Here is a 12,409-nt window from a genome sequence, read left to right on the forward strand (position 1 = left end):
CTTAAGATTGTTTTACTAAATCACGAAGTGCCGCAAAAATCATAGCAACAATTGCTAGCAACATCATAACATAGCTAAATTTAATTAATCCATCTGCTGTTTTTAGTTCAGGAGAAGTTGTTACTCCCTCTTGAAGTGCCACAGGCATTTTTACCATTGTGTTTCCAACTTGCTTTGTTTCCATAGGTATTAACATAGGATCACTTTTAGCCAATTGCTCTGTCAACAAGCCATCTCCCATAGAGTAAGTGATAAAGAAAATAACTACCAAAACAGCAAATCCAGCTACCCCTTTGATAGAACCTTTGGGATTTTTTGCCACGTTGATAATTGAAAACAACACTACCAAGGCACAAGCAACTATAATCAAGGCATAAGTAGTATACAAACCAAAGTTGAAGATACCTAAGTTATACAACTCCTTTTTACTAGGTGTAAACTCTGGAAACCCTCCTAATATAATAGCATACGTTAGAACAGCCAATATAGTACCGGTTCCAAATCCGATGGCTACTCCATATTTTTTGAGAAACTGATATGCTCCAGTCATAATAATTCTAGATTTTATTAGTTAATCAAAAACAATTATTCTCCTACTTTTGAAGTAGATATATTTCCTTTGTCAATCAAAATGTCGATTAAGCTGATAGTAGCATCTTCCATTGAGTTAACCAAACTATCTACTTTTGCAGTAATATAGTTGTAGAAAATTTGTAGAATAATCGCTGTGATCAAACCAAATACTGTTGTCAAAAGTGCTACCTTAATACCACCCGCAACCATAGAAGGTTGAATATCACCTGCTTTCTCGATAGAATCAAAGGCATCAATCATACCAAGTACTGTACCCATAAATCCTAACATCGGTGCCAATGCGATAAACAAAGCCAACCAAACTAGTCCTTTTTCCAAAAGTCCCATTTGAACACTACCATTAGAAATAATTGCTTTTTCTACAGCATCAATGCCATCATCAACACGCTTCAAACCTTGTCCCAATACTTCAGCAGTTGGACCAGGAGTAGCTTTACAGATGTCTTGAGCATCTTTAATGTTTCCATTAGAAATAGCATTGTCTAGTTCTGCGATCAATTTTTTCGTATTTACAGTTGCCAAACTTAGTGTAATGATACGCTCAATAGCAATAGCAAGACCTAAAATTAGACAAATCAATACGATTGCCATGAATTCCCAACCACCATCAATAAAGTTCTTTTTAACAACTTGGTGTAAAGACATTTCCACTTCTGGTTCTGCCATTGTTTTTGGCTCTTCAGCTGGCTCCTCTTGAATCAGATCTGGCTCATTAGCCATAGTGTCCTCTACCATAGTAGTAGTGTCGCCTGGCTCATCTTGAGCTAAAAGAGTATTATTGTACGTGCCTACACTTAAGATAAGTGCAAAAAATAAAACGAAAACCTTTTTCATAACGTAACGATGGTTTGCGAAAGTTTTTAACAAAAATTAGATTAGTTTGTACTCTTATCACATTTCATAGTTGTAATGAAATATGACGGTAAATTTATAAAGGTAATATGGAACCAATCTATGCTCAAGAACGTTTTCTTTTACATATAAGTTGGTTTTTCTTTTTCTATGGCGGAGAGAGCGGGATTCGAACCCGCGGTACCCGCAAAGGCACACACGCTTTCCAGGCGTGCCCGATCAACCACTCTGGCACCTCTCCCTGAATATTTATCTGTGTCAAAATAGTTGGTCTATTATTGACACGATGCACAAAAATTGTAAATAAATAGGACAATACAAAATTTTCTTACGCTAATATCCTATTATTTTCAAAGTTATTCCTGTTTTCTATTTCTAGTCTATACGAATTAAGGTCTATAGAAATTCTTCTTCTTTTTTGGGTATAAAAATACAGACGTTGGCAATACAGTGTATGAATGCAGAATAGAATGATGTGTGTATGTCATACACTTCTCTCTACTTCAGATGATTTGCCTTTGTTGGTTGGTTATAATAATCACAGGCTACTGCGTGGTTGTGGGTTCTTGTCTTGCGGTTGCAAAAACTACTATTTATTACTTTGTTGGGAGAAGCAATAATACCGTAACCATAAGTAGGTTTTAGGCCACACTATTTATTGGAGCATTTCTTTTCCAACAAATAGTGTATTGCCAAGATTTAGTTTTCATTGTTCATAGGTGGGTATAAAGGTAGATGCTGCTTTATTTTATTTTGGTGTGCCTGTTAGAAAAAAAATATTAAAAACAAGACAACCAATCCCTAAAAATCAACTTAAATACCTCATCACAAACACCTTAACTTTTTTTTTTATTTTAAATAAAAAAATCAGGCATTAAGTCTTTTTCCAGATTTACTGCATACTCATCAAGATTCACAATACCTTCTTCTGCCAGTACTTCGTCGTCTATAAAAAAGTTTCCAGTACAAGTTTTGGAATTACGACTTAAGATAAATCCAGCAGCATCTGCTATAATAGAAGGTTTTCTAGATTGCTCCGCCATTTCTGCTCCACCCAATAAATTTCGAACAGCAGCTGTATCAATAGTCGTTCTGGGCCACAACGCATTTACACCGATGCCATAGTCCTTGAATTCTTCTGCGTGTCCTAACACACACATACTCATTCCGTATTTTGCCATCGTATAAGCGACGTGATTGCCAAACCATTTGGGGTCCATATTTAAAGGTGGCGATAAATTTAAAACGTGTGGATTATTTCCTTTCTTTAAGTGTGGTAAGCACAATTTGGTCGCCAAAAAAGTACCTCTAGCGTTGACCGAGTGCATCAAATCATAACGTTTCATGCTAACATGCTCTGTTGGAGATAAATTAATAGCACTTGCATTGTTGATTAAGATATCAATTCCTCCAAACGTTTCTACAGCCTTATCCACAGCTTTCTGTACAATTTCTTCGCTTCGTATATCCACAACAATAGGCAGTGCTTTGCCCCCTGCTGCCTCCATTTCTTCAGCAGCCGTATAGATAGTTCCTGGCAATTTAGGGTGCGGTTCAGCTGTTTTTGCTGCAATAACAATATTAGCTCCTTCAGCAGCCAATTTTAGTCCAATAGCTTTACCTATGCCACGACTAGCTCCAGTAATAAAAACTGTTTTTCCTGTAAATCGATTCATTTTATTTGATTGATGTGGTGAGAAAATAAGCTTCGCATTAATGTAAAAATAAATTTACAAGAAGTGAATAATATTCGAAAAAAACAATGCCTAGTTAGTTTACCACCAACCTTCCACCTTTTCTTATGCAAATATTTTTTAGTTAGTACTTAGATTTTAGCTACATTCCTGCTACGTGGTTGGTATAACTTTTTCTGAACGATTGCTTACAAATCGAAAAGCAAAAGAAATGCAACTTGTCCATTCTTTTTTTCATAGAACATCTTACCGTTCTTGATTGAGTTTTTTATAAAAAAGATAATTTTATGTCCTGATTTTGTCCAATCAACGAAAGAAAAGTTATATTATGAGATAAAATTCATGGAACCTTTCGCTCAAAAATAATGGTTATTGGATTAATCAAAAACACGAGTGATTTGGTTGGTATAAACAATCGAATAAACTATTTAAAGAGAATATTTTTAGAATACGTTAATACCTCTTTATAATCTGCCGTAAACAAAACAATCATCTTACATGAAATTAATCGATTCTTTTGGCTTTTTCCTATTTGGGGCTCTTGTTGGTGCATTTTTATATGCCAATTATTTTGGCGCCCCCAAAAAGGTTAAGGATCCAATGCCTGATATCAACCAACATATTTTGTTAGAGCGTGTCAAAAAAGTAGCTAAATTAATTACAGTTGAAGGTGAATTCTCCAATATTCATCAGTACAACGATTCTTATTGGTCGGATATTTCTATTCTCAGAAAGAAAGCTATTATCAAAGTAAACGCACGTGTCTCGGTAGGTTATGACTTAAAAAAGGCTCAATTTGAAGTGGACGCAGAAAATAAAGTCTTGCGTGTCAAAAATCTCCCTGCTCCTGAAATTTTATCGATTGATCACGACCTTAAGTATTATGATATTCAAGAAGGGATGTTTAACTCATTTACAGAGGAAGAGTTAACAAGTATTGGGGCGGTCGCCAAACGAAAATTACAAAAAGAAGCGGCACAAGGACCATTAATGGATCAAGCAAGAGCCGAGGGAATCGAAAGCTTGGAAATTATCAAGCTCTTGGTAGAACAAGCTGGATGGAGATTTGAAGTCCAAAATGATGTCGTTGCTCCTTCCCCCAGAGAAGAAAAGAAACTTCCTGACTCTATTCACATTGCATTACCTATCCAAAATGGAACAGATAGCATAAAAAATTAACCTAAAATCTTGCTTTTTTCGGTACTCAAAAGCGATCAACTGTTCGTTCTAAGATTTCAATTTTTATTGAAAACAAGCTGCTTTTTGATTTTATAACCGTATTTTTACACCTTCATCAGTTAAATCAAGCACAAAAAAGGGATGGAATTAATTCTATTGCTTTCGATTTTCAAATAATTAAAAATCAAAAAAATCAATCATGGACGACAAGCAACTCAAAAAGTTGGTAGATGAAGAAGGGAACTTAATTAGTCCTACTTTGCCCGAAGACGTAAAAAATTACCTTATTGACATCGACGGAACCATTACAGAGGATGTGCCTAATGAAGAACCTGAACGAATGGCTACCTGTAAACCATTCCCTGATGCATTAGAAACCCTTAATAAGTGGTATGATGAAGGACATCGCATTTGTTTTTTTACGTCTAGAACAGAAGCACATCGAGAAGTAACTGAAAAATGGCTTGAAAAAGAAGGATTTAAATACCATAGTTTGTTAATGGGCAAGCCTCGCGGAGGAAACTATCATTGGATTGATAACCATATGGTAAAGGCAACTCGCTTTAAAGGAAAATTTACCGATCTTATTCTAAAAGAAAAAACGATTGAAGTTTTTAAAGATTAGTAGCAAAATTTGCAGAATAAATTTTTATTTCTATCTTTGTACCCGCTTTTGAAATAAGACAATAATCTAAAATACAATAGAATAATGAAACGTACATTTCAACCTTCGAATCGCAAACGTAAAAACAAACACGGCTTTCGTGAACGTATGAGTACAAAAAATGGTCGTAAGACTTTGGCTAACCGTCGTAAAAAAGGACGTAAGCAATTGACTGTTTCTGACGAAAAACGTGGTCTAAAATAATTCTCTACCTTTTAAAAGAATTAGAGATTAAGATAAAGCTTCGTCTAACTTATTTTGAGTTAGACGAATTTTTTAGTTTGTAGTCAATTCATTTACTTGCTTTGATAGGCAATCACTTCTACACATTAAGCCACATTAAGCAGTTTTGCGATTGAGCATCAACGCTACTCTAACGTTTCTTTTGTTATGTGTATTAGCCACCGACGGTTTTCTTTCCTTAAAGTCAAGGGCGCTGTACTGGAAACACCATTCTCATCACAACAAACTTGACAAGTTGCTGTTTCTGCACTCCCCTTCTCTCCAAGCAAGCAGGTTGCTTTTTTAAGATATTTCAATTGCAATGCTCCTTCTTCCTTTGCTGCTCGTTGTTCTTCTTCTGGCAATAAATCATGAAGATTTTGAAGCATACTAAGTACTTTTATGGTTTCAGATGTTCCCAACTGTTTGGCACGTTCGTAGTCATTATTTGCCAATGCTTTGTAAAAAGCAAGGGTAACACTTTTAGGATTTTTATAATTTACCTTTTTCGAACCAGCACAAGCGCCAAACAATAGAAGAAACAATAGATAAACTTTTCCTTTATTCAAAAATTGATTCACAGTTATTTTTTTAATCCTTCCTTGCAGTACTATCTTATTTCGTTTTATTATTAGCAATATCTATATTATTTCACAAAGTTTTCTAATCTCAAGACGTACCCTGTAAGCTGCCTCTAAACAACTCGTCTAGCTTTTATGTAAGCACGAACCCAATAGTTAATCCCCATAGATGTCTCCATAATCCCTCTACTACTAGAAGCATGTATAAATCGAATGGCATCAGGATTGCTAGTATCCGTTACAATTCCGACATGATTGATTCGTCCTGGAGTACCCGTTGCAAAAAAGACCAAATCCCCAGGCTGCAATTGTGATTTAGCAACCGACTGTCCAATCAATGCTTGATCTCTAGATACTCGTGGCAAGTTTAGCCCTATCGCTTTGAAACTAGTCTGTGTAAACCCAGAGCAATCCATTCCACTACGAGAAATGCCTCCTGTTCGATAAGGTACACCATAATAAGATCGAGCTGTTTTTAACAATGCATCAATTTTAAGCTTTCTTGCATTCACGGTACTACCCGAATTATTGCCTCCCGAACCAACAACATCTGTCGTGTCTCCAATTACAGGATTCGTGTTGGTAGTTGTACCTCCAGATCGCTTTTTTGATAACTCTTGCAAGAAAACTGCAAACTCTTTCTCATAACGGCGAAGATCCACTACTGCACTAATTTTTCTACCTTGATTGTCATAAATAAATTGTATGCCTCTTAATCGCATGTTTTCTTAATTTTGTGAAGTAATAATAAAATAGTTCTCTAACAATTTTTTGATTCTATAATCAACGCAATAATAAATACAAAGATACAATCATTTGTCTCGTATATCAACCTCTAACACTTTTCTAGACTCTTAACCTACAAAAGATAGATTTGCCAAAGAACAATTGGAGTTTATTTGATCATAAACCTCTTTAATCGTTTTTAAATGTAATGGCTTTTTGATGAAAAAAAAAATATTTTTATTCGTTGTTCGTCTAGTACTCCATTATTTTTTCTATTTTCCATTCTAATTGCCTTTTACCAAACGTTGGTTTGTATGAAGATGACAAAAAATAATTGCCTTCATCAAGATTTTGGACATGAGTTTTATAATATTTTATGTTATACCAATGGTTGGTAGTTTGCTAATGACCATTTTGCTTTTAGCAAATCATTGATTTTATCCATTTCATCCGAGAATTCACTTTGAGGTTATCTATATAGATTGCTATTATTAAGGGTAACTTCAGTATAAGCAATAGACTATGTTATACTCCATGACGGGTTTTGGCCGTGCAGAAAAAACAACTCCCTCTCAGCGTATTGTTGTAGAAATCAAGAGCATCAACAGCAAGAGTTTTGATTTACGTACTAGGATATCTACGCAATATCAAAGTAAAGAGATCGAATTGCGTAAGCTAATCAATAACAACCTAATACGTGGCAAAGTTGACTTAACTTTGACAGTTGAAAACACACTGGAAAATGACCATGCTATTAATAAACAGGCTTTTAATAATTATTACACCGACTTGATGGAGTTGGCTGATGTACACAATATTAGTAATGGTGATTTGTTATACACGATTACTCGCTTACCTGGTGTTATTGTTCAAAATAATGACGAAATAGATGAGAATGCATGGGAACTTATTTTAGAAGTAGTAGAGGAAGCCTTGACTGCATTAAATGATTTTAGAGCAGAAGAAGGCAATGCGACCTTAGAAGATATTCAATCTCACATTGATAATATTGCTCAATTGCTAGAAGAAGTTGATCCTGCCGAAGAGGAAAGAATTGAAAAAATTAGAACTCGGTTGCTATCTAGTTTAGAGCAATTACAGGTCAAAGGCAAGGTAGACGAGAATCGGTTGGAACAAGAGATGATTTATTATTTAGATAAATTTGATCTCAACGAAGAAAAGGTTCGGCTGCAACAACATTGTGCTTATTTTGTAGAAGAACTAGAAAAGGAGGTAAAAGCCAAAGGGAAAAAGTTAAATTTTATTTTGCAAGAAATTGGCAGAGAAATCAATACCCTTGGCTCCAAAGCTAATTCTGCCACCATTCAACGTTTGGTCATTCAGATGAAAAATCAAGCAGATAAAATTAAAGAGCAATTGGCTAATATTTTATAAGGACTACTGGTACACCATTGGTTACTACAGATGTTTACAATACACGCAATGAACTATTGTTGCCAGTGAACCGTGCTAAAAACTTCCTACTTATAAGTTGAAAAAAGTAAGCATGAAAGAGAACTTTGCACCTTGGCGTAATCGACTGCACGAAATTATATTTGAGGCAGATACTAAGTTAGGAAAACTATTCGATGTGACATTACTGATTTTGATTATCATCAGTATTATATTAGTAATGTTAGAAAGTATTGCCTCCTTAAATGATATCTATGGAACTTGGTTCAACATGGCAGAGTGGGTGATTACCATCTACTTTACTATAGAATATATCTTGCGCTTGATCTGCGTGTACAAACCCAGTAAATATGTCTTTAGTTTTTTTGGTATCATTGATTTATTGTCAATTCTCCCTAGTTATTTGGAAATTATTTTTGGGTTGGCTGGGTCTCAATATTTTGCCTCTGTTCGAGCCATGCGCTTGATTCGTGTTTTTAGAATCTTTAAACTGGCAAAATTTTTAGATGAGAGCAAAAGTTTGGTCGCAGCATTAAAGGCTAGCCAAGCGAAAATTACGGTTTTTCTTACCTTTATTTTGATGATGGCTATTGTCATAGGCTCTATTATGTATTTTGTAGAAGGGGGACAAGGATCTGGCTTTACAAGTATTCCTCGTAGTATTTACTGGGCAATTGTTACCTTAACAACCGTTGGCTATGGAGATATTGCACCAACGACAGCCATTGGTCAATTTTTGGCAGCGGTGGTCATGGTAATGGGCTATGGTGTTTTAGCCGTTCCAACGGGCATTGTCTCCGCAGAATTGGTTGCTTCTGATTCTAATAATGCCCACAACCAATCGACACAAGCCTGCAAGTCCTGCCTTAGCGAAGGACATGATGCAGATGCCCAATTTTGCAAATATTGTGGAGAAGAACTATAACTTCCGTCCCTTCAGCAACGTTAATACTCCAATCAATACCACCCAACACTACAAAAATTTGTTGTTTTTCCTACAACAGTTTATCAAGCACCGTAGGGCTGAACCAGTCACCTATAAGCACAAAATTGATGTTTTTTTAAAGTAGCATTGTAGAAAGGTCTCGTTATTATTTAGCAACTTGCGCTTCACAATACATGGAACACGGTGTTCTAACATTTGTACCATATATTAGCCAATATAGAAGCTTAGAGAATCACCGTTTTCACAAAAAAACACATTGAAAATAATTTAAAGGAAATCAAAAACAATTGACCATTCATATTTATAATTGGTAATTATTTCTTACTTTTCTAGTTTATTAAAAGAATGATAAATTCAAGGAGTATTGAATTACTATAATACCATCTAGAAATGCTCAAAAATTGTTCGATTTGACCTATGTCATTTTAAACAATTACTCATACGGCAACTTTTGTACAAAACACCTATGCAAGATCAATTTAATCTAAATACGCAAATCCCCAAGACATTAGAGAGAGAACAACTAAAAGAAGTTTGGTTGGATTTTATGCAACAACTCTCTGGTGATGTATGGACGGATTACAATACGCACGACCCTGGTATTACCATCATGGAACAACTCTGTGATACCATGTCAAAAATTAATAAACGTGCGACGACCCCTATTCAAAATTTACTCAATTCTCAATCCAGAAAAAAGCGAGAAGAAATCAACAATGCATTTTATGATGCAGTCGAGATTTTACCAACCAACCCTGTTACTCAAGATGACTATCGCATCTTAATCATTGACCGAGTACAATATGTCAAAAATGCTTGGGTAGAACCCGTTCGTGACAATATGCAAGGGATTAAGGGGCTTTATCGCATTTTGCTACAAATTGATGAAACAGCACGTACAGAAGAAGGTATTCGAAGGATCAAAGAAGAGGTATTTGCACTCTATAATCATCATAGAAACTTGTGTGAAGACATCGAGTCGATTCAAGTATTAGATGTAGACAAAATTGAAATTTTTGCAGACATTGATATTAATTCGGAAGCTGTTGCCGAAGAATTACTAGCTGAAATTTTGTTCCGACTGGAAGAACACCTTAATCCATCCATCCAATTTCATACGTTAGAGGATTTATTGGATAGAGGCTACACGGTTGATCAAGCGTTTGATGGTCCTCCTCCTGTACATGGTTTGATTTTAAAATCTGATTTAAGAGGCATGACGCAAGAAGTTTATGTTTCTAAACTGATTGAAATCGTACAAGGTGTAGAGGGCGTTCGACGGATTACCTATTTCCGTGTTGATAAAAACGGCATTCCTGTCGATAGTGACGTCATTCCTATTCGTCAAAACACCTATCCTGTCTTGGATATGGATACCATTGATGAACGCTATACCGATGGTGGTGACTATCCTTTGCAATTCTTTAGAGGTGCCTTAAATTATGAACTAGATTTGAATACAGCCAATCAGTTGTTGTATTCGCTCTATGCTCGCTACAAAAAAGGGTATCAAATGAAAATGCTTTACCATGAAAAGGATTTTCCATCTACGATTAGCCTAAAAGAAGTTGCCCATTACGACTCTTTACAAAATGAGCTTCCTGTTACATATGGAGTCAACGAACTCGGTTTGCCCGATCACGCACAAGCTACTCGTGAACGGGTAGCAATGGTTAAACAGCTACGTGGTTACTTGTTTTTCTTCGAACAAACATTGTCCAATTACTTAGAACAATTAGCCAATGTTCGAAAACTTTTTTCTATTGATAAATCAATTGACAGAACCTATTATAGCAACACTCCTAAGCATATTCCTGGTGTATTTGATTTAATTTTCAATCCAACAGTCGAGCACATCGCATCGACAAACAAAGATTACTCCTTGGAAGATGCTCAAGAAAGAACACTAGAGCTCTTTAACGAAAAAGTTGCGGAAGTAACGAAGAAATTTGATCCTTTTATTGATCGCAGAAATCGTTTCCTAGATCATTTGCTAGGGCGTTTTGGCGAGCAATTTAGCACCGACTTTTTATTAAAAGTTTCTAATTATGTTGGGGTAGGTCACGATGACGATGAAACCAATCCTGAAATTGAGCTAATTAATGCTAAAATTGAGTTCTTGCAAAATTATGTTGACATTAGTAAAAACAAAGGTAAAGGCTTTGATTATTTAGGTCAAACTTTGGATGAATCAAATATCTCGGGACTAAAGAAGAGAGCTAGTTTATTATTAAACATCGAGTTAGCTGGCAATCAATCATTGTTAGAACCTTTTGATGGCAAAGATGATGACGATGACTTCTTTGATGCGTTGGACAAAGTAGTTGATTTTGTTCCGAAAGATACCAAGGAAGGTTTTATCCATTTAGATGCTTTGTATGAAATTCAAAATACGTTTGGAATTGATGAGGAAGAGTTGGATGACGACCTAAAAGACGAACTAGATCGCTTGCGAAATTCTTTGGAAGATGGGCTAGGTGAAGACGAAGAAGATGATGACATACCTAATTCTGACAAGGAAGAAAAGGATAGTGACGCACCAAAAAATAAATCTGAAGAAGATACCATTGATTATAGTAGACGTTTTGTCTTCCGTGCCAATTCTAGAAACGAACTGATCAAGAATTTGATGGCACAAGGTATTTTAAGTCATAATTATATTGTGCTACCAACCAAAGGAAAGCAGTCTTTTAGCATCTACTACAAGGGAAAACGCAAACTTGGTGTCTTTAAAATTCGAGAAGTCTCTACTCGCTTGGCAGCTCGTACAGAAATTGAAAAGTTAATCAAGTATCTGCACAAACTCAATCACTACTCTGAGGGAATGCATATTGTTGAACATATCCTGCTTCGTCCACAAGCACAAGATCAGCACGGTTTTGTATTAACAGATGATCAAGATGGTATCATCTTAGAAAGTTATGAGTTTGGTGAAATTGACCAACAACGCGCCTATAGCGATGAACTTATTAATGTTGGTACTTACCGAGAGAACTATACCATTCGACAAGATGATGACAACAACTATGTTATTATTTTGGCGGATAATTATGACGTCTTTATTGCCAAATACCCCGTGGCACTAAAAACAGAGTTAGAAGCACAAGACAAACTCCTTGATATCATTGATTACATCCGAAGCTTTAAGAAAAGTGATGTTCCTATCTATGATAAAATCAAATTTACAACCAAACAACAAGAAGGCAAAAATCAACATTCTGAAAGTGATTTTTATTCCTTAACCGTTAGTATTGTATTGCCTACTTGGCCTAGTAGATTCCAAAATTCAGATTTCCGTGATCTATTGCGAAATATTATTGTTTTGAATGCTCCTGTTTACATTCACATTGATTTCAAATGGATGAATACAGAAGAAATGGCAGAATTTGAATCGGTTTATTTTGATTGGTTAGAAGAACGTATATCGCCTACCCCTCGTCAGCCTGAATTGGATAATAAGGCGCAACGAATTATGAACCTATTAACGCATAATCATTAAATTATTATTGTACTTTTGTGTCTCTATAATTCAAATGAT

11 protein-coding genes and 1 tRNA gene are annotated in these 12,409 nt (G+C 35.5%); 6 read left to right on the plus strand and 6 right to left on the minus strand.

All coding sequences use genetic code 11. The annotated features are described in order from the left end of the window. Nucleotide 1 precedes the first annotated feature (1 nt). From QP953_RS26195 to QP953_RS26210, 4 genes are all read right to left on the minus strand, one after another. Nucleotides 2-550 carry a hypothetical protein gene (locus QP953_RS26195; protein WP_052596728.1) on the minus strand — a complete coding sequence of 183 codons (549 nt, stop codon included), beginning with the start codon at nt 548-550 and terminating at the stop codon, nt 2-4. 35 nt (nt 551-585) lie between these two features. Further along, nucleotides 586-1,428, minus strand: coding sequence for a MotA/TolQ/ExbB proton channel family protein (locus QP953_RS26200; RefSeq protein ID WP_052596730.1), 843 nt, complete (start codon nt 1,426-1,428; stop codon nt 586-588). 169 nt (nt 1,429-1,597) lie between these two features. Continuing rightward, nucleotides 1,598-1,687: transfer RNA gene (locus QP953_RS26205), tRNA-Ser, on the minus strand. 613 nt (nt 1,688-2,300) lie between these two features. Next, nucleotides 2,301-3,122 carry an NAD(P)-dependent oxidoreductase gene (locus QP953_RS26210; protein ID WP_052596733.1) on the minus strand — a complete coding sequence of 274 codons (822 nt, stop codon included), beginning with the start codon at nt 3,120-3,122 and terminating at the stop codon, nt 2,301-2,303. 516 nt (nt 3,123-3,638) lie between these two features. Between QP953_RS26210 and QP953_RS26215 the strand changes: the two genes are divergently transcribed. The 3 genes from QP953_RS26215 (at nt 3,639) to rpmH (ending at nt 5,187) form a co-directional block, all read left to right on the plus strand. Continuing rightward, entirely contained in the window at nt 3,639-4,319 is a 681-nt protein-coding gene (locus QP953_RS26215; protein WP_052596735.1) for a DUF4230 domain-containing protein, read from the plus strand. 199 nt (nt 4,320-4,518) lie between these two features. Continuing rightward, complete coding sequence (locus QP953_RS26220; RefSeq protein ID WP_052596737.1) at nt 4,519-4,944, plus strand: phosphoheptose isomerase; 426 nt, start codon at nt 4,519-4,521, stop codon at nt 4,942-4,944. Nucleotides 4,945-5,028: 84 nt separating this feature from the next. After that, nucleotides 5,029-5,187 (plus strand): 50S ribosomal protein L34, encoded by a 159-nt coding sequence (gene rpmH, locus QP953_RS26225; RefSeq protein ID WP_052596739.1) that lies wholly within the window; start codon nt 5,029-5,031, stop codon nt 5,185-5,187. 164 nt (nt 5,188-5,351) lie between these two features. On the opposite strand, the gene QP953_RS26230 is transcribed toward rpmH, so the two are convergent. Further along, on the minus strand, nt 5,352-5,786 hold the full coding sequence (locus QP953_RS26230; RefSeq protein WP_309553398.1) for a DUF4878 domain-containing protein: 435 nt from the start codon (nt 5,784-5,786) through the stop codon (nt 5,352-5,354). Between the two features lie 113 nt (nt 5,787-5,899). After that, nucleotides 5,900-6,508, minus strand: coding sequence for a C40 family peptidase (locus QP953_RS26235; protein ID WP_309553399.1), 609 nt, complete (start codon nt 6,506-6,508; stop codon nt 5,900-5,902). A gap of 526 nt (nt 6,509-7,034) precedes the next feature. On the opposite strand from QP953_RS26235, the gene QP953_RS26240 reads away from it, so the two are divergent. From QP953_RS26240 to QP953_RS26250, 3 genes are all read left to right on the plus strand, one after another. Continuing rightward, on the plus strand, nt 7,035-7,907 hold the full coding sequence (locus QP953_RS26240; RefSeq protein ID WP_231512791.1) for a YicC/YloC family endoribonuclease: 873 nt from the start codon (nt 7,035-7,037) through the stop codon (nt 7,905-7,907). A 112-nt stretch (nt 7,908-8,019) separates the two neighbouring features. Beyond that, a complete protein-coding gene (locus QP953_RS26245; protein ID WP_309553400.1) occupies nt 8,020-8,850 on the plus strand; it encodes an ion transporter in 831 nt (276 codons plus the stop codon). A 487-nt stretch (nt 8,851-9,337) separates the two neighbouring features. Next, nucleotides 9,338-12,370: a hypothetical protein gene (locus tag QP953_RS26250; RefSeq protein ID WP_309553401.1), complete on the plus strand. Its 3,033-nt coding sequence runs from the start codon at nt 9,338-9,340 to the stop codon at nt 12,368-12,370. Nucleotides 12,371-12,409: the final 39 nt, after the last annotated feature.

Origin of the sequence: Aureispira sp. CCB-E (assembly GCF_031326345.1) — a bacterium.
Taxonomy (GTDB): domain Bacteria; phylum Bacteroidota; class Bacteroidia; order Chitinophagales; family Saprospiraceae; genus Aureispira.